A 17946-nucleotide genomic window follows, 5' to 3' on the forward strand; every position below is an offset into this window, starting at 1 on the left:
TTTCTTGACTGAGTTGAGGTTTGTGGCTTCCTCCCCACCCTAATGTTGTGAATGAGGTGGGGCACCCGTGTCAGGGACGAGGTTTGAAAGCAGCTCCTTCGCTCTGCTCAGGATGACACCTGAGAATTGATGGGGGTGTTCGGAACCATTCAACCATTCAACGATTCAACCAACCAACTCGTGAAAGCGTTAGCTGTAAAGTGTCGCTTCGAACTCCTGCAGGACATCGTCGTTCCAGGCGTGGCTGGAGGTGCGCCAGGTGCTGGCCTGGTCTTCCATGAAGTTGGGGAAGTTGGCGCGGCAGTAGCCGCAACGCTTCTGGAAGTCGAAGATGGCGTGTGCGTATCCGTTTAGGTAGAGCAGTGCCTTCAGGCCGTCTGGTGACCAGACGATAGAGGCGAGGTGTTCGCGCTCAGCGTCGGGAATGTGCTTGACGTTGTAGATGAGCACAGCATCGAGGATGCGGTCGTCGGAGTCTCCGCGGCTTGTATCGATTGCGTAAAAATACGCGGTATCGCCCTCATCCTCAAAGATAACGGCCCACGGCACGGCCGGAGAGAGGGAAGAGAGATAGGCTTTGCCGGGCCGGAACGAGACGGAATCCATACACCTCACGATACACTCAAAGGGGACTCTGACCCGCGAGGTGCGCGGAAGAGCGCATCGCTGGCAATGACCCTTCCACGGATTCAGTTTGGCCGACCGCAGCAACTGGCTGCGCTGTTGCTCCTCGTCTTCTCGCTGCTTGGGCTGTACCGCATTGCCCATGCTCCGTTGACCGAGACCGACTATCGCTACGCCCATTGCGGACGCGAGATGTGGGAGCGTCCTTCCCCGCTGTTGGGGTACTTCACCTCCTGCGGCAACATGCAGGGTGATGGGACATTTGCGTACCGTGTTGCTGGCCTGCCGCTGACCATGCAGCGCTGGACACTGCTCGCCGCTGACCACTTCCGCAAGCCGGAGGACAAGCTTTACCCCGGTGACACGCTGAATGGCTCCACATGGGAGGCGCGGCACCAGTTGTCCTATGTGAACTGGTTGCTGCGGTTGCCTTTTCTCTGCTTTGGCGTATGGCTGGGCGGAGCTCTGTGGTGGGTGGCCCGGCGGCTCTTCGGCAATGAAGGCGGCTTCTTCGCGCTGGGGCTGTACAGTTTCTGTCCTGAAGTCCTGCGTATCTCAACCACGCCGAACAACGAGATCCTGGCGGCATGGGGCATCTTTGGTCTGATCTATACCGGCATTGGTGTGGCACATGCCATGCAGGGACCGCGTTATAAGTGGAAGCCGCGCATCCTGCTGCTGACCTTGGCGCTGGGACTTACCGCGACCGCGCATATTCTGGCCGCGGTGATCGGCTATATCGTCGCCTTCGTCCTGATGTTGTATCTCGCGGAACGCCGTCGCGGGCCGGTGATGCAGGCGATGATGCTGGCGGCTGTGGGCGCCATGGCGATTGTCTTTGCCTTCTTCTCGTTCCGCATAGGACCGTTCAGCTACGTCTTTACAGCAGGAGCGGCACGCTTCTGGTTTTCGCTGAACGGAGCAAGCCTCTTCTTCGCCAACTGGATGGAGAATGCGGCGATTGAGATCGCCCTGCTGGTATCTCTCTTCCTCTGGTTCACGGTACGGCGCTCACGCTACTTCGGCAATACGGTGCCGCTATTGGTGGCACTGTTGCTGCTGCCGATGACCTCGACGAGCGTGCGGTCGGCTCCGTGGATATGGGCGTTGCCTTTCCTGTTCGCCTTTGCCGGCGGCGTCTTTGCGGATGCGCTGGAGACGAAGCAGCGGAAGTTGTTCCTGGCACTGAGTGGGGCGCTATTGGTGGTGCAGTTGCTAGTGGCGGGAGTATGGTTGGTTAGTTGAATGGTTGAATAGTTGAATGGTTTCTTGCCTGGGGGTTACAGCTTGTGGCTTCCTTACCCACCCTAACTCCGTGAGGGTGGGGCACCCGGATATGGAGAAGTAAGAACGACCTTTCGCTGACGCTCAGGATGACACCCTAAATATCGGTGACACTCCAACCATTCAACTATTCAACAATTCCACCATTCAACCATCTAAAAAAATCCCCCGCTCCCAAGACGATGGGGGAACGGGGGCGAGAAGGGTCCAACAGGGGGAGCTTCTAAGCAACCTCTTCCAGCACTGCGGGAGAGCGGCTGACCGTCAGGTTGCCATATGCTGTGACCGGAACGCTGACGATACCTGAGCAGCACTCGCGGAAGATGGAGCTGACTTCGGAGCGGAAGAGGCCGCGTTCTATGGCGGAGTTCTGGCTGATCATGAGCAGTTCCGATCCGCTGCTCCGGATGAGCCTGGGCAGCACACGGCGGGCCTTTCCCTGACCGACGTGAATCTCCACGCGCTGTGCGCTGTCCAGGCTGGTGGCCACCTGGGTCAACCATTCTTCGGCGTACTCCTCGCCCAGCGGAGCCTGCGTACGCAGTGTGTGTGTCAATGAGCCTTCATTCACATCGGGCACGACGTGCAACAGATGCAGCGTCGATCCGGTCTGCGCGGCATATTTTGCAGCATGACGAACATGCGCAAGACCTTCCTCCGGGCTGCTGAGCCAGACGCCGAGGTGACGATCGCTGTTGGCCGCAAGCGCCGACCCGACCATCGTGCGCCCAAGAGTCCACACCGGAATAGGCAGCGTCTGAATCATGCGCGCGCGCAGGGAGCGGTGCCATGGGCGCGGAAGTCCGGTCTGGTCGCTGGGAGGTAAGACAAGTAGGGCATCGCGGTGTCTCTGGCAAAACTCCGAAATGCCCTCCGCCGGATCACCGCTCATCAACACACGCTGGCATTGAGGATAGTTATCGGCCTCGGCGAAAAACGATTGCAGCAACGCGTTGGCGTCGCGATAGAGGATGCGGTCAGCGTCGTAGACATGCAGCAGCGTGAGCTTGCACTGGAGCATATCCACCCAGCGGGCCACGGCAGGAATAACAGCATGGCAGGCATCTGAGAAGTTGGTGGCAAAGATGATGTGACGTGTGTGCTGCAGCATCTGTGTTGCTCCTTTTAGAAGACAAATCCATCCACGGGTTGAACGTCGCCAAGCTGTTTGCGCCGCTCGCGCGGAAGATGTTCGTCGCCCATCTCTTCGCGCAGGTTGAGCTCGATGGTGCGTGAGAGTGCGGTCATCGGCGTGTCGTGAATGGTGTTGTCGAACGGGTTGGAGATCTCGCGGCTCATAAGATCCGCGGCGATGAAGGTAAAGCTGATCAGTGTGCTGGCGATGGGCGTCATCAGGCCGAGGTCTTCAACCAGCGCCAGCGGCAGCAGCCAGCAGAAGGCATCGACAAGCACACGCGGAAGATAGTCGAACTGGCGCGGCAGCGGCGTGTTCTTGATGCGTTCGCAGGCGCCCTGAATATTGGCGAGCGTGGTGAAGTTCTCGTCAATCGCGGTCCAGCGGAAGCTGTCGATCATGCCCTCGTTGCGCGCCTGCTTCACCAGGCGGCCCATGCGGACCAGTAGCGCGGCAGGGACGTTTTTGTACTTCCGCATCTCCTCGGCGATCTCGTTGCCGAGGATGGACTGCAGCTCGGGAAAGGGCGTCTGTTTGCGCAGATGGCAGCGCAAGACATGAGGAAAGGCGATCTGGTGCAGCACAAGCTGATTGCGCAGCGGAATGCGGTCCTCAGGTTCGAGCTCATCGTCGAACATGGTGAGGAACTGCCGCGCCAGGGCGCGCGAAGTATTGACGAGCTGCCCCCAGAGGGAACGCGCCTCCCACCAGCGGCCATAGGCAGCGTTGGTGCGGAAGGCGAGAAAGATGGTCAGAGCCGAGGCCAGGGGAGCAACGGGCAAGCCGTTCAACGAGATCCAGTGATGTTTGAAGACGGTATAGATTACGGCGACGGTGCAGTCGAAGAACAGAAGGATGAGCAGGCGGCGCCAGGCCTGCGGCCAGATACGTTTCAGCGGAAGTCGGTCACGGACAATCATGGAAGGATGCGGTTCCTCTCTCGTTGCATTCGATTGGACGCGAGATCGCGGACTATCCCGGCCTATCGTTCCATGGGTCTTTTGCCGCTGCCGGAGGATGGGTGACGAGGCTATCTTTCGGATAGGTAGGGCGTGCCATCAGATTCCTGACATCGGGAATTTGATGGCATGCCTAGGTGCATCGAGCGATATGGTGGCGTCTAATAAAGGGAATGCCTACCGCAGCAGCACGCCGACGCAGACGCCGCCGTATCCGGATCAATAACCGGGTGCGCCGTTTCGCGTCGAGCCGGAAACACATGCTGACGCTGGCCGTAACGATGGTTGCCGTGCTGGCGCTGCTGGAGTGGATCTACGACTTCGACTTCTCGCTGGGCATCCTCTATATCTTTCCGGTGGTGGTTGCTTCCACCGTCCTGACGCGATGGCAGATTGTGGTAGCGTCCGTCTTCTGCGCCTACACGCGCGGCCTGTTTACTGCCGATGAGACCCAGGTCGAGCACCTGCTGCGTTTCGCCATGGCGACGCTTGCATACACCGGCTGCGGTCTGTTGATCTACCAGATCAATGACTCGCGGCGGGTGGTGTTGCTGCACTACGCGCGCGTGCGGTTTGAGCAGAAGCTGCGACGCAGAGCAGAGGAGCAACTACGGCTGATGGCCGAAAGCTCGCCGGCCACGATCCTGACAGTCGCAGCCGATGGACGCATACTTGCTGCGAACCGGGCAGCCCATACGATGTTCGAGCTGCGTGACGAGCAGTCGCTGCTGCAGCGGCCGATCCGCGACTTTGTGACCTTCTTCGATGATGCCCTGCGGCTGCCGGCGGACCTGGGACGCATTCGCACCAGCACGAGCACCTGGGCAAGCCGCGCCGATGGGACCCATTTTCCAGCGAGCGCGTGGTTCTCTATCTACGGCGATGGAGAGCAGCGGAGGCTGGCGGCGATCCTCGTCGATACGTCCAACGATGTACGCGAGCGCGAGCATGCGCACTTCGAGCAGTTGACCCAGCATAACCGCGTGCTGGCAGGTGCGGTATCGCATGAGATCCGCAACCTGTGTTCGGCGATCGCAGTGGTGTCGTCAAACCTGGAACGGCACGGACATCTCTCGAAAGATCCAGACTTCGAGGCGCTGAAGAACCTGGTCTCCGGGTTGAGCAACATGGCCTCGTTCGATCTACGGAACCAGGCGCGGATGCAGCATCCACCTGTGCAGTTGTCGGCGCTGGCAGATGAGTTGCGTGTGATCATCGGGCAGGATTGGGAGGAGATTGGCGGCCAGCTGGAGTGGCATGTACCGGCGAGCTTCCCTCTGGTGCAGGCCGAGCGCGATGGCCTGCTGCAGGTGCTGCTGAATCTCTCGCAGAATGCGTTGCGCGCCGCTGAAGAGACCGATGAGCCGCGGCTGACGATCCATGCGCTGGACCGCAATGGACGTGCGGTACTACGGATCACAAACAACGGGCCGGCGATTGCCGATCCTTCTGCGCTGTTTCAGCCCTTCCGCACGGCCTCGACCAGCGGCACAGGCCTGGGCCTGTATGTGGCGCGCGCGATGGTGAAGAGCTTCGGCGGCGAGTTGCATCATGTGCCGACGGCGGCAGGCGTGACCTTCGAGCTGACTCTGCGCTTTGCCGCTTCAGGAAGCATCGAACACAATGAAGTGGAGGTAGAGGCGTAGTGAGCAGTACAGGTACGAGTTCGAGCACGGGTACAAAGACAGTCCGTCTGTTTGTTCTGGATGATCATGCACTCTTCCGTGAAGGGCTGCTGCGGCTGCTAGAGAGCGACACCAGGTTCGAGATCACGGGACACAGCGGCACGCCATCGACGGCGCTGCCACAGATCATCGCAGCGAAGCCGGATGTGCTGATCCTGGACTACGACCTCGGCAGTCAGACGGCGCTGGAGTTCATGCGGGCGCTGCAACGCGAGAAGTTCGAAGGCCGCGTGCTGCTGGTGACTGYCGGGCTTCCGGACAACGATGCACTGACACTGATCCGCCTGGGCATCTCGGGAATCTTTCATAAGCAGGATTCGCCGGAGTCGTTGCAGCGCGCGATCTTCGAGGTCTCGCAGGGACGCGTGCTGATCGATCAGCAATACCTGCAAACGATCGTTGCCGCGAATACACCACAGGATGCTCCGCGATTTACAGACAGGGAGCGCACGACATTGCGTTATCTGCTGCAGGGTTTAGCGAATAAGGAGATTGCGGCTGAGCTGAACATCTCAGAGAGTGCGGTGAAGGCGACGCTGCAGCAGTTGTTTTCGAAGACTGGTGTGAGAACGAGGTCGCAACTGGTGCTATTGGCGATTGAACGGTATCGGGCGCAGTTGTAGGACTAGTTGCTGGTTCCTGGTTCCTAGTTGCTAGTGTCTTGTCCCCAAAGTTCGTGGCATAGATCATGAAGAGCTTTTGCCGTCCGAAGCATTGAAAAGCAAGTCCTTCACTAATCACCCCAGCGAACAAGTTCGCCGGGGACCCCGAACGTTCAGGATGACAACATTCACGGCGAGGGCTTCAGACTCAGGACACTAGGGCGTATCGACAAATTCGATTTGAGTTTTTCTTAGGAATTTGCGGTATTCCTAACCCGCCCTAGCGTTGCGAGGGCGGGGCACCCAGGCAGGGTAGGCGCTGAAGGCGTTGGTACCTACCGGTATATATTGTGATCACCGGAGCAACAACGATGCGTATCTCCTTGCTGGCGACAGTCGTTCTTCTTTGTTCTGCTCTAACTCATGGCCAAGGCTCCAGCGTCCCGAAGCAGCAAGGTATCTATCTCTCCATCAGCATTTCGCGAGTTGCCCGCGGGGGTTGCCGCTGATCTCAAACAGCGAGGATGTCTTGTTCCTCAAGATGAAACTTCCGACAAACCGAGCAATGTCATCCAGGGAGAGTTTGCGCGACCAGGCCAGATGGATTGGGCTGTGCTTTGCTCCGTTAGAGGCGTTTCAAGCATCCTCGTGTACTGGAAGTGGAAGGGTGAGAGTCAAGCACCGGCTAGTCTCACACTGCGGGCAGATCGCAATTATCTTGAAACAGATTTCCAGGGACGACAGATATTCGTGCGTGCCATTCAGCCCGTGGATCGGCAGTTCATACTCGAGCACTATCGCGCGTACGGAGGACCGAAGCCGCCCGCGGTCGATCATCAGGGAATTGACGATGCGTTTCTAGAGAAAGCATCCATCGTTTGGTATTTCGAAAGAGGACGCTGGCTGAAGCTTACAGGTGCTGATTAGAGCGATCCCCTGTAGCTGGGTATCCCGGAAGGGTTGTGCAGCGGCGTTTTCATTGCGGAAAACGCCCATAGATGCACAAGCCCTAGACTACACCTACAGGAAAAAGCTCTAGGGCTCCACAGGATGGAGCCCGATGTAGCTGGGCCTCAGCGGCTGAAGCCGCTTTCCTTCTCGGCCTGGTACGGGATGGCTAAAGCCATCCCCTTAAGCAAGACATTCGCACCTGCGGTGCGAAATGGTTGCGCCGAACGCAACGGTTCCCTATCTCGTTTGCGATATTCGTCAGTGGATACCCATGAGAGGGGGTGACCTTGTCCCTCGCCGACCGTCAATAAGTTCGACACAATCTAAATATTGCCTCTGACTATCGATGGAACGAAGGAGGTGCGAATTGCGGAAGAGTTCCAGAGCATCCTCCACGATCGTAGTGCTTACCGCATCGCTTGGAATGTCGCCCTTGCTACATGCACAGGGGCAGAAGACGGCCACGCTGGCAGAGATACTGCAGCGGCTGGAAGCAAATCTGAACCACTACGACACTCGGCTCCCCAGTCTCTTCTGCGATGAAGAGGTGGTCTCAAAGGTGGAACCTGGTCTTCCAGACAAGAACACCGTAACCGAGGCTATCTTTCGCCTGAAGCGAACTCCCAATTCTGATGGCACCACATCTCTTGTCGAATCGCGCGAGATCAAAGGTGCGAACGGGAAGGCGGCGGCGAAACACAACATGGAGAGTCCCACATTGCTTGATGGAGCGTTTGAAGGCGGCCTCGCCGTCGTCTCTGTCAACCAGGCAGCCTGCCTCAACTACACCCTGCAGCGAGGCAAAAAGAGCCGGTCGGCGGAGCCCTACATCGTCCGTTTCGCTACAGTCTTCACATCCCAAGACTCCGCCAAATGTCTTCTCTCGGAAAAGAGCACCGGTGTCGCCGTCATCGATCCTGCCTCGATGGAGATCACGCATCTGGAGATCCGCACACCACGTCACGTGATTCAACCGGGATACTTCTATCAATCGGCTGTTGTGGGTCAGCGGGTCATCACCGTCGACTACGCACCGGTCGCACTCAATGGTGAGACTTTCTGGCTGCCGTCCACAATCAACCTGCAGGTCACCCAGGGCGCCGGAACCTTCCACAAGACCGTCTGGTCCTTCCTCGCCACCTATCGCAACTATCATCAGCTACAGGTCACGTCCCGCATTGTTCCCGGAAACGAAAAGCCTGTGCAGTGACTTCGTTCACTGGGTCGCAGGACTTACAGGAAGGGTCAATCAACGTCGCTGCAGAGTGAAGCGTATCGATTCTTTGGGTCGCAGGGTAATCTGTGGCCGCAGCTCCACGTTCTGATCCTCACGCAGCACTGGATTCCATTGCTGCGCCAGCGTTGCAAGCGCAAGGACCCCCTGCATGATGGCGAAGTGTTCGCCCATGCACGATCGCGAGGCGGCGCCGAAGGGGAAGAAAGCAAACTGGGGATGGCCCTGTTGCCGCGAAGGCTGCCATCGCTCCGGATCAAAGGCCTCGGGTTTCTGCCAGAAGCGAGAATCCCGTTGGGTTGCATAGCTGCTCATCGTGATCATGGAGCCTGCAGGGATCTGGATCTCTCCCAACATGTATGGCGCAATGGGTTCACGGGCGATCATCCATGCAGGAGGATAGAGGCGCAGCACCTCACGGTAGACCCATCCCGTATATTCCAGCCGCGGGAGATGCTCGAACGCCGGAAGGCTCTCGCCAAGGACTGCATCCAGTTCAGCGCGCATGCTGCGAGCCACTTCGGGATGCTGCGCGAGCAGGAACCATGCCCAGGTAAGGGCGATCGAGGTAGTGCCATACCCTGCCAGAAAGAGGGTCAGCACTTCGTCGCGCAACAGATCTTCAGGTACGGAATCGCCAAACGATTCCAGCAGCAGGGAGAGAATGTCGGTATATGCTTCCCGATTCCTGCGATGGTCCTCGATCACCTTCTTGAGAACCTGATCGACCTGGCCCCGGACCATCGCCGCCTTGCGTTCGAAGCGCTTGCGCGCGGGAGCAAATAACGCGATCAGGGGGTTGAAGCCTGTGAACACGCTGTAGGCAAGAGTGAGCGCCTGCGACACTTCTTTGCCGGAGCCGTCGCTGTCCGCACCAAAGAGCGTAAGCCCGAGGATGCGCAGGCTGAGCTGCATCATCTCCTGATCCATGGCGATCTGTTGGCCGTCTGCCCATCGTTGCCGCAACGCCGCTGCACATTGCACGACGGTGGTGGCCGCGCTGGCGATCCGCTCGTGCCGGAACGCCGGCTGCACCAGGCGGCGTTGGCTCGTGTGATGTTCGCCTTCGCTGGTCAGCAGGCCTTGGCCGAGAATGGGCTTCATCGCCTGCAATCCCGCGCCCTTCGTGAAGCCTGCTTCGTGGGTTACGAGCACGTCGCGGATCAGGTCAGGGTGGTTGATCACATAGATCCGTTTCGATCCTAACCGCAAGGTGCTGACGTCGATACCGCGGCGGGCCATCTCCGCAACGAACTGAAGCCGATTACGGCCGAAGCGCAGAAACGCCGGGAGTCCTTCAGCATGCACCACCTGATAGCTCATATATCTCTTGGAATGACAGCTTATCCCATGTGGCCGCCGGATCGCCCGGCGAGACGTGACGAGCGCTTCAAATCGCGCCGGAAGCGCTTCGTCACATTTTTGCCGTCCTCAAAAGGGCCGAACCCAGATATTCCCTAGAGCATTTCTCCTGTCGCGGGGTATCCCGGAAGGAGCGTGCAGCGGCGTTTTCATTGCGGAAAACGCCCATAGATACATAAGCCCGCGCTACACCTACAGGAGAAATGCTCTAGCTGGCGTGGACCTGTCGATGTAGATGAAAGATGCCTCGAAACGCATCGGCGACCTTCGCTCGCATAGGCTTCTTCTTTTCCAAGGGAAGCAGAGTCAGCGATGTGTCATCTGTCCAGACGGGTTGCAACGCGGCACGAGAGATACGGTATCCGCGCTTGGGGATGGTTTCGATATAGTCCGCTCCATTCGGCAAGCGGCCAAGAAGACGCCGCAGCATAAAAATGGTCTGAGTGATATTGTGATCTTCAACCGCCGCATCGAACCATACCTTGTTGAGCAGGTCTTCACGGCTAACAACTTCACCTTGGGCGTCTAGCAGGACTGACAGCGCTTGTAGCTGCCGTTTCGTCGCATTTACAACAACCAGGCCTCTTGTGAGGCTCATTGGGTTACGTTCTAATGTGTATTGTCCGAGGAACTGCATACTACCCCTCTCCACTACAGCTCCCGCTCTTTGTGAACGGTGTTAGAGATGCTGGCGGATATGTGGGGTAAATGACAAGAAACAAACAGTTTTTCCACGAACTCTTTGGTTATCCTGCCCGGGTTACCTTACAGCTGATCGTGCGCGTTTCCGATGCGGAAACGCGCCTGGCTTTTAATCGAAATCTGGTTTTGTAAGGGAAAACCCGTTTTTCCACTCCCGGGTACCAGGTAACCAACCATGAAGTCTCCACCAGTCGGATAGGGCTTACCGGTCGCCTTGACAACCGCCAAATGATAGATAAAAGGAATTCGGGCGAAGCTCGAACTAAGTGGATTACCAGGGCCCCCTGAGAGAATCGCGTCGCAATTCTCTTTTTCCTGCCCAAGCGCTCCCGTATGGCGGGGTCCCTGGTGACTTACTGCAGAACCAATTCATCCTGTGTTGATGCGACCGTCGGAGGCGGTCAACTTGGGGACGAGAGAGCCGGGCCCATGTCCCTCAGGGACATGGGGGACCCGGTCATCGGCTATGTCGAATAAGTCGATACATATTGTTCAGGCGGTCTTGCGAAGATCCTTTTTATCCGTAGTCAGATCGTCACGTTCATCCTCCGTGCGATACATGTATTCGGTCTCTTCGACAGGAAGGTGAGAGGTGGCTCCTTGCTTTTTGCTTTCCGGCGTGAGAGTGCCTCGTTCTCTCATCTCGGCGGCCTCCGCGAGTTGTTGGTCTCGTTCGTTGTTTCCTGCCGTGCCGGCGTTCTGCTGCGTTTGATCCTGAGGAGTTGGGTTCGCCATAGTCTTCCTCCTTCGGCAATCTAGGACGCCAACGGCGGTCGCCGCGTTGGCGCGGCGCTATCAGTCGGCCCGGAGGGCCTTCATTGGATCAATCGATGCTGCCCGTCGTGCAGGAATGAATCCGGCCACGGCGGCGCAGAGGGTCAGCAGCATGATCGCGCCGAAGAACGCCAGCGGATCATATGGCTTCACTCCGTAGAGAAGGCTCGCCATAAAGTGGCCGGCAATCAGAGCTGCAGGTATGCCTATCCCCAGGCCAACGAGAATCTGCCAAAGCGCACCGCGCAACATCATGGCCACCACACTGGAGCGCGCCGCACCGAGCGCCATGCGGATGCCGATCTCGCTTGTCCGCCTGACAACGAAGTAGGACATCACACCGTACAGCCCCACCGAAGCCAGGATCAATGCCAGGGCTCCGAATCCGCTGGTGAGTCGCGCCAGCAGCCGGTCCTGGTTGAAGTTGCCTGCAACCTCCACGTCGTAGGGGCTGAAATGCATTACCGGGATGTTTGGATCGATGGAAGCAAGCGTTCTGCGCGTCAGCGTCTCGACGTCCGCCGGCGCCTGCACAAAGTCAAGAATGATGAAGTTGAGATACATGGAGCTCTTTTCTGCTGCATCGGCATCCGGTTCTTTGTACCCGTGAAACTGCTGAGACAACGGACGGAAGAAGAGCGGCCGCACCTCGCCGCGCGGATCGGTCATCTTGAAGTCTGCAAAGACACCTGCGATTTCAAAGGCGCCCGAGTACTGGATCGAACCCACACCAAAGTGCTTGCCAATCGGGTCCTGGTTGGGAAAGAAGTGCCTGGCAAAGGCCTGATTCACCAGGACGACCTGCTGCGAGGTGGCAGTATCCCGCGTGGAGAAATTGCGGCCACGCACAATCGGCACCCCAAGCGAATCGAGAAAGCGTGTACTGGCGCGATCCCAGGCTGCAAAACAGGGGTCCTTTGGCCCCGGCGTAGCGTGACCTTGAGGGATAACACAGGAGCCCCACATGTTGCCGCCGAGAGGGATATACCGGACAAGGCTGACGTTGGCCATTCCCGGCAGCGCGGTGAATCGATCTTCAATTTGCTGGTAAAGCGCGGGAAGTCGATCGACGGTATAACCCACTCCCTTTGGATCAATGGAGACCACATAGCGGTTGGCGGTGGTGATGCCGAAGTTCTGATGCTCCAGGTTGCGGAGGGATTTTGTCATCAGCAATGCGCCAGCCAGCAGGACCATCGACAGGGCTACCTGAAAGACGATCAGAATCCGCTGCGGCAGAGACGAGCGATCTGCGGTCGACCGATTCACTCCACGAAGAGCATCGACTGGCTGCGCATACGACGCCAGCCATGCGGGCACCGTTCCAAAGACAATGCCGGTAAGCACTGACACGGCAAACGTAAACGCCAGGACCGCGGTTGAAGGAAGCGCCTGAACCGGCATATTTCTGGCGGTTGGAAATGCGAGCGTCAACATCGTGTACGAACCGGCGTAGGCGACGGCCAAGCCTGCCGCACCGCCCATCAGGCTCAGCAAGACACTCTCGGTGAGAATCTCACGTATGACTCTGAACCGCGATGCACCCAGCGCGATGCGCACCGCCACATCCGCGCGGCGTGCGGTGCAGCGCGCTAAAAGCAGGTTGGCGATATTGGCGCAGGCGATGAGGAGGACCACCGTAGAAAGGATCATCATCATGCGCAGCCCTGTGCCCGTCTGCTGCTGCAGCCTTTGAATGCCGCCGCCCGCGGGTGCAAGAACGACATGCTGCCGCGGGATCAGCGCGGTACCCCCATGATCGGCGTATGTTGGACGCGTGGTGAGCCATTGCTGCAACGCTACCGACAGCTTCGCCTGCAAGGCCTGCACATTGGTACCGGGACGGAGTCTTCCGAGTGGATAGAGCCAGAGCTCATCGACGCCCTTCAGTGCGGAGTTAGCCCCTTCAAGCACGGGCTCATTGGCAAGGGGCATCCAGAAGTCGGGCGGGTTGGAGATGATGCGGTCGCCGAAGAATCCGGGAGGCGCGATGCCCGCCACAACGAAGGGATGCGTCTGCACATAAACGGTGGAGCCGACGATGCCTGCGTCCCCGGCGAAGTCGGCCTGCCAGGTCTTGTAGCTCAGCACCAGTGTGGGTGCGGCGCCGGGTGTGTCGTCGTTTTCGCTGAGGACACGGCCGGCATACGCGCCTACACCCAGGGTCGCGAAGTAGTTGCCCGAGACATATTCGCTTCGCATGGGGCGAGCCGGCTCAGCGCCTTTGCGCACGCTGAATCCGTTGCCACCGGCCTCCACTGCCGCCAACTGCTCGAACTCCGGCGCCGCCTGCTTGAGGTGGAGATAGAGATCGTAGGAGAAGATATCGAAATCGCCGTTATCGTTTTGATAGTTGTTGTAGTAACAGCAATCGTTTTTGTCGCCGACGCGATAGAGACGCGAAGGATCACTCACCGGCAGCGAGCGTAACAGGATGCCCTGCACCAGCGTGAAGATGGCAGTGTTCGCACCGATGCCAAGCGCGAGGGTGATGACAACGGTGAGCGTGAAGCCGGGCTCTTTACGTAGCTGCCGCAGCGCATAGCGGACGTCCTGTAGCCACTGCTCCAGACGCAGCCATCCCCATTGGCTTCGGGTCACATCTGCAATCATCGGCACATTGCCAAACTCATGGAGAGCCGCTCTGCGAGCCTCTTCCGGTGACTGCCCGCGTGCTACCCGCTCTGCGATTGCCATCTTCAGATGGCTTTCAAGCTCTTCCGTCAGATCAGATTTGCGCCGTAAGAATCGAAATAGTCTCATGTACTACCTCACTTCGCCGTCATGATTGCCTCGATGGTGGCAACCATCTTCCCCCAGCGTTCGTAGTCGGAAGCCAGTTGTTCCTTGCCCAGCTTCGTGATCCGGTAATACTTCGCGCGTTGATTACTCTCGCTCTTCCGCCACTCGGCTTCGACCCAGCCCTGGTTCTCCAGCCGGTGCAGCGCCGGGTAAAGCGAGCCGGTCTCCACCTGAAGAACTTCACCGGAACTCACCCGGATCGCCTGACTGATTCCATAGCCATGCTGTTCGCCCCACTGAAGCGTCTTCAGGATCAACATGTCCAAGGTGCCTTGCAGGAGCTCGATCCGGTTCTGATATTTCGTCTTTGTCGCCATAGAGTATTTTTCCTGTTGCTGGGTATCCCGGGGAGAAGCGTGCGGCGGCGTTTTCATTGCGGAAAACGCCCATAGATACACTAGCCCTGCACTACACCTCCAGGAAAAATACTCCAGGGTGTAGACCGCCTACATCAATGATGTAGACAATCTACACCCTGATCGATGGGCAGGCAAGGTTTGTCTTTCAAAATCTCGAATGAGGTTCTTGAGGGGCTTTGTCGCTGGGAGGAAAGTATGGGGGAGAAGCAGATTTCTCCGTTCCCTTTGGGAGCTACGAAATGACCAAACAAAGGGACCTTGTCCTCTCGATCAGAGCTCCGCGAACATGACGAGTGAATCGACGAGGCCCCTTGATGGATGCTGAAAGGCCAGCGGCAGCCTTCCTACAATCGCAAACCCGAGACTCTGCCAAAGTTTTACGGCGCGGTCATTCGTACTGACCACAAAGTTGAACTGCATTGCACGGAAGCCGGAGTGTTTTGCCTGCTCTTTGGAATGCAGGCACATCGTTCGGGCAATGCCTCGGCCGGTTGCGCGCACTGCCGTCATGTAGCCGCAGTTGCAGACATGCGATCCGCCGCCGCGTTGATTGGCGCGCAGGTAATAGGTGCCGAGAATCTCACCGGCATCTTCCGCGACAAAGACCTGGTTACCGGCTGAGAACCAGTAGGCAAGCGCCTCATCGCGTCCGATATCCCGAGGCAAGGTGTATGTCTCGCCGGCACGGAAGACGGGCTCGAGGATGAGCCAGATGCTATCGGCGTCGGCTACGCTTGCGGGCCGTATTGCGCTAGCAGAGCGGGTGTTGACCATGAGTGCATTATCTCTTTCGGAAGGAGTATGCGTTTCCTTCGCATGGGTGCCCCGCCCTCGCAACGCTAGGGCGGGTGCGGAGACCCTGGATTCCTACCCAAACACAGAATGAATCTATCGATTTCGGCTGACAAAAATCTCATGACCCAGGCAGTCGCTACCGAACAATTTGGCATCACACATCTTCGTCCGGGTGTGCGGGAAAGCCGACGCCGGTCGATCCCTCTGACGATTTGCAGGGCAAAACAATATGAATCGCAAGCTGTGTGTCTTTCTTGCTGCTGTTTTCTTTCTCCTGGCTGCTCCCGTATTTGCTACCGTCTCGGTTTCCAGTCCCCAGAACGGCTCGACGGTGAGCTCCCCGGTCAGTTATGTTGCCACGGCTACTGCGTCGACCTGCTCCAGCGGCGTCGCCGCGATGGGGATCTATGTCAATAACTCGCTTGTCTATCAGGTGAACGGCGCCTCGCTGAACACCAAGCTCACGATGAGTCCGGGTTCGTATTACACAGTGGTGCAGGAGTGGGATAACTGCGGCGGTTCGACGACTACGCCGGTCAGTATTACGATCCCCGGCGGCAGCACACAGAACGGCGTTACCATCAGCTCGCCCGCGAACAACAGCACGGATACTTCGCCTGTGACCTACACCGCCACGGCAGGCAGCACCACCTGCGCGGCAGGTGTGGCAGCGATGGGCATCTACGTCAATAACACGCTTGCCTACCACGTCAACGGCGCGTCGCTTAACACCAAGCTGACTCTCAATCCAGGCTCATACAACACCTTCGTGCAGGAGTGGGATAACTGCGGCGGAGCGCTCAATACACCGGTAAACATCACGGTCAGGAATCAGGCGCCGCCTACAGTCAGCTTCACCGCGACCTCTTCCACGATTACGGCGGGCGGCTCTTCCACGCTCAAGGTCGTCGCCGGCGATGCCACCAGAGTCGTTATTAGCGGAAACGATGGCTCCAACTACACGCTCGCCGCGACCGGCGGAACGCAGGTGGTCACACCCAACGCCACAACCAACTACACGGCAACCGCCACGAACTCGGATGGCAACACTTCGGTGGTTGCTACGGTTACGGTTGTGCCCGCGGCCGATCTACAAAAGATCAATCATGTTGTCTTCATGCTGCAGGAGAATCGCAGCTTCGACAGCTACTTCGGCATGCTGAATCCGTATCGTCTGAGCAACGGCTGGAATATCGGCCAGGATGGCAAGACGTATAACGTCGACGGCATTGACGATAAGCTCGCCAGCGTCAGCAACCAGAATGATGAAGGTGTCTCGTATCAGCTCTTCAAATTGAAGAGCTCCTGCATTGATGACGCCAGCTCTTCCTGGCTGGAGAGCTATGGCGACGTCAGCCGCTATGACTTCAGCACGCTGCGGGGCATCAATCTTGACGGCTTCGTGCACACGGCCGAAGGCTTTGCGAAGTCGTGCCTGCAGTCGGGAGTCTGCTCCGGCAACTATACGGACACAAACGGTATGCGTGTGATGGGGTATTACGATCAGGGATTCCTGAACTACTACTACTACATGGCGTCGCAGTTCGCCGTCTCTGACCGCTGGTTCTCACCGCTCTCGAGCAAGAGCATTCCCAACCGCATCGCCACCTTTACCGGTGGAACCACACAGGGCCTGGTCTTCGATCCCGGTTCGAACGATCACCTACCGCAGCTTGGCCTGCCGACCATCTTCCAGGAGCTGGACCAGTCCAGTGTGAGCTGGAAGGTTTACTACACGGTCACTCAGGGTTCATGCCTCTCCGCGGATGACTGCACGGGAGGCGCGGCGGCGCAGTTCCCAGCCACCGTCCTCAGCTACTTCGGGTGGGCAAACAAGTATCTGTACCAGAACCCTTCGGGATCAGCATGCGTGGCTCCGACGCAGAAGTCCAGTGTTGTCGGCGATGCTTCCAACTCTTTCTGCATCGATCCCAACCATGTTGCACCTCTCTCGACTTACTTTACTGACCTGACCAACAACACGCTGCCGAGCTTCTCCTTCATCGAAGCGGGCTACGGCAATAACGATGAACATCCAGGCTCCGGCGGGTCGAACATCGTAGGACAGGCGCAGGTGGCTAAGGTCATCAATGCGTTCACGGCCAGCCCGGCGTGGTCGAATTCCGTCTTCTTCCTGAGCTATGACGAAGGCGGCGGGCCGTATGACCATGTGCCTCCGGTGCCGGGTGCATCGAACGCGAATACCGATGCCTCACTCGGCTCCATTCCGGACGTCGCGCAGATCTCCGTGAATGCCGATTCCTACAAACCCTGCGTACCCAGCGGTGGAGTACCGACCACACACTGCGACCTGAACTCGAATGACCCCGGAGCCAACGCGGCCGACGCACCTGCCAAACAGGGCTTCGCGGCCCAGCTCGGCTTCCGCGTTCCGAACATCATCATCTCGCCCTTCACGCGTAAGCACTTCGTCTCGCACACGCCGATGGATCACACGGCGGTGATCAAGTTCGTGGAGAACCGCTTCCTCGGCTCCTCCGCGCACCTGACGGCACGCGATGCAGCGCAACCGAATCTGCTGGAGTTCTTCGACTTCAATGCAGTGCCGTGGTCAACGCCGCCGACGCCTCCGGTGCCGGTGAGCGTGCAGTCGCTTGGGTATGACCCGTGCACGCCTACGAAGATGTATTAGGAACGAGATCACGAGATTCAATAAG

The 17946-nt window shown here is 58.2% G+C and carries 14 protein-coding genes; 5 read left to right on the forward strand and 9 right to left on the reverse strand.

Going from position 1 to position 17946, the window contains the following annotated elements:
* Positions 1–189 precede the first annotated feature (189 nt).
* Entirely contained in the window at positions 190–606 is a 417-nt protein-coding gene (locus AB4Y89_RS22000; RefSeq protein ID WP_442303088.1) for a DUF2251 domain-containing protein, read from the reverse strand.
* A 66-nt stretch (positions 607–672) separates the two neighbouring features.
* Here AB4Y89_RS22000 and AB4Y89_RS22005 point away from each other — a divergent pair, with 66 nt between their 5' ends.
* The gene (locus AB4Y89_RS22005) at positions 673–1869 is read left to right on the forward strand and encodes a hypothetical protein (protein WP_442303089.1); all 1197 of its coding nucleotides are present in this window, start codon (positions 673–675) and stop codon (positions 1867–1869) included.
* A gap of 262 nt (positions 1870–2131) precedes the next feature.
* Here AB4Y89_RS22005 and AB4Y89_RS22010 read toward each other — a convergent pair whose 3' ends face one another.
* On the reverse strand, positions 2132–3019 hold the full coding sequence (locus tag AB4Y89_RS22010) for a universal stress protein (protein WP_442303090.1): 888 nt from the start codon (positions 3017–3019) through the stop codon (positions 2132–2134).
* A 14-nt stretch (positions 3020–3033) separates the two neighbouring features.
* The gene (locus tag AB4Y89_RS22015; RefSeq protein WP_442303091.1) at positions 3034–3963 is read right to left on the reverse strand and encodes a bestrophin family protein; all 930 of its coding nucleotides are present in this window, start codon (positions 3961–3963) and stop codon (positions 3034–3036) included.
* A gap of 212 nt (positions 3964–4175) precedes the next feature.
* Here AB4Y89_RS22015 and AB4Y89_RS22020 point away from each other — a divergent pair, with 212 nt between their 5' ends.
* The 3 genes from AB4Y89_RS22020 to AB4Y89_RS22030 all read left to right on the forward strand — a co-directional run bounded on the left by AB4Y89_RS22020 (position 4176) and on the right by AB4Y89_RS22030 (position 8450).
* Positions 4176–5648: an ATP-binding protein gene (locus AB4Y89_RS22020; RefSeq protein WP_442303092.1), complete on the forward strand. Its 1473-nt coding sequence runs from the start codon at positions 4176–4178 to the stop codon at positions 5646–5648.
* Positions 5648–6310, forward strand: coding sequence for a LuxR C-terminal-related transcriptional regulator (locus AB4Y89_RS22025; RefSeq protein ID WP_442303093.1), 663 nt, complete (start codon positions 5648–5650; stop codon positions 6308–6310). The genes AB4Y89_RS22020 and AB4Y89_RS22025 overlap by 1 nt, the downstream gene beginning before the upstream one ends.
* A 1297-nt stretch (positions 6311–7607) precedes the next feature.
* Positions 7608–8450, forward strand: coding sequence for a hypothetical protein (locus AB4Y89_RS22030; RefSeq protein ID WP_442303094.1), 843 nt, complete (start codon positions 7608–7610; stop codon positions 8448–8450).
* Positions 8451–8489: 39 nt separating this feature from the next.
* On the opposite strand, the gene AB4Y89_RS22035 is transcribed toward AB4Y89_RS22030, so the two are convergent.
* The 6 genes from AB4Y89_RS22035 to AB4Y89_RS22060 all read right to left on the reverse strand — a co-directional run bounded on the left by AB4Y89_RS22035 (position 8490) and on the right by AB4Y89_RS22060 (position 15247).
* Positions 8490–9797 carry a cytochrome P450 gene (locus AB4Y89_RS22035; protein ID WP_442303095.1) on the reverse strand — a complete coding sequence of 436 codons (1308 nt, stop codon included), beginning with the start codon at positions 9795–9797 and terminating at the stop codon, positions 8490–8492.
* Between the two features lie 247 nt (positions 9798–10044).
* Positions 10045–10473, reverse strand: coding sequence for a winged helix-turn-helix domain-containing protein (locus AB4Y89_RS22040; RefSeq protein ID WP_442303096.1), 429 nt, complete (start codon positions 10471–10473; stop codon positions 10045–10047).
* 557 nt (positions 10474–11030) lie between these two features.
* Positions 11031–11273, reverse strand: a complete 243-nt coding sequence (locus AB4Y89_RS22045; protein ID WP_442303097.1) for a hypothetical protein — start codon at positions 11271–11273, stop codon at positions 11031–11033.
* Positions 11274–11333: 60 nt separating this feature from the next.
* Positions 11334–14075 (reverse strand): ADOP family duplicated permease, encoded by a 2742-nt coding sequence (locus AB4Y89_RS22050; protein WP_442303098.1) that lies wholly within the window; start codon positions 14073–14075, stop codon positions 11334–11336.
* 8 nt (positions 14076–14083) lie between these two features.
* Positions 14084–14431 (reverse strand): PadR family transcriptional regulator, encoded by a 348-nt coding sequence (locus AB4Y89_RS22055; protein WP_147646281.1) that lies wholly within the window; start codon positions 14429–14431, stop codon positions 14084–14086.
* Positions 14432–14743: 312 nt separating this feature from the next.
* Positions 14744–15247 carry a GNAT family N-acetyltransferase gene (locus AB4Y89_RS22060; protein WP_442303099.1) on the reverse strand — a complete coding sequence of 168 codons (504 nt, stop codon included), beginning with the start codon at positions 15245–15247 and terminating at the stop codon, positions 14744–14746.
* 250 nt (positions 15248–15497) lie between these two features.
* Here AB4Y89_RS22060 and AB4Y89_RS22065 point away from each other — a divergent pair, with 250 nt between their 5' ends.
* Complete coding sequence (locus AB4Y89_RS22065; RefSeq protein ID WP_442303100.1) at positions 15498–17921, forward strand: alkaline phosphatase family protein; 2424 nt, start codon at positions 15498–15500, stop codon at positions 17919–17921.
* Positions 17922–17946 lie beyond the last annotated feature (25 nt).

This window comes from Terriglobus sp. 2YAB30_2, assembly GCF_052114765.1.
Classification (GTDB): domain Bacteria; phylum Acidobacteriota; class Terriglobia; order Terriglobales; family Acidobacteriaceae; genus Terriglobus.

Bases quoted from the DNA above. Each gene is read 5' to 3' on its own strand.
- AB4Y89_RS22055 (WP_147646281.1), bottom strand. From the start codon at position 14,431: ATGGCGACAAAGACGAAATATCAGAACCGGATCGAGCTCCTGCAAGGC.
- AB4Y89_RS22060 (WP_442303099.1), bottom strand. From the start codon at position 15,247: ATGGTCAACACCCGCTCTGCTAGCGCAATACGGCCCGCAAGCGTAGCC.
- AB4Y89_RS22045 (WP_442303097.1), bottom strand. From the start codon at position 11,273: ATGGCGAACCCAACTCCTCAGGATCAAACGCAGCAGAACGCCGGCACG.
- AB4Y89_RS22050 (WP_442303098.1), bottom strand. From the start codon at position 14,075: ATGAGACTATTTCGATTCTTACGGCGCAAATCTGATCTGACGGAAGAG.
- AB4Y89_RS22035 (WP_442303095.1), bottom strand. From the start codon at position 9,797: ATGAGCTATCAGGTGGTGCATGCTGAAGGACTCCCGGCGTTTCTGCGC.
- AB4Y89_RS22005 (WP_442303089.1), top strand. From the start codon at position 673: ATGACCCTTCCACGGATTCAGTTTGGCCGACCGCAGCAACTGGCTGCG.
- AB4Y89_RS22000 (WP_442303088.1), bottom strand. From the start codon at position 606: ATGGATTCCGTCTCGTTCCGGCCCGGCAAAGCCTATCTCTCTTCCCTC.
- AB4Y89_RS22065 (WP_442303100.1), top strand. From the start codon at position 15,498: ATGAATCGCAAGCTGTGTGTCTTTCTTGCTGCTGTTTTCTTTCTCCTG.
- AB4Y89_RS22010 (WP_442303090.1), bottom strand. From the start codon at position 3,019: ATGCTGCAGCACACACGTCACATCATCTTTGCCACCAACTTCTCAGAT.
- AB4Y89_RS22020 (WP_442303092.1), top strand. From the start codon at position 4,176: ATGCCTACCGCAGCAGCACGCCGACGCAGACGCCGCCGTATCCGGATC.
- AB4Y89_RS22015 (WP_442303091.1), bottom strand. From the start codon at position 3,963: ATGATTGTCCGTGACCGACTTCCGCTGAAACGTATCTGGCCGCAGGCC.
- AB4Y89_RS22040 (WP_442303096.1), bottom strand. From the start codon at position 10,473: ATGCAGTTCCTCGGACAATACACATTAGAACGTAACCCAATGAGCCTC.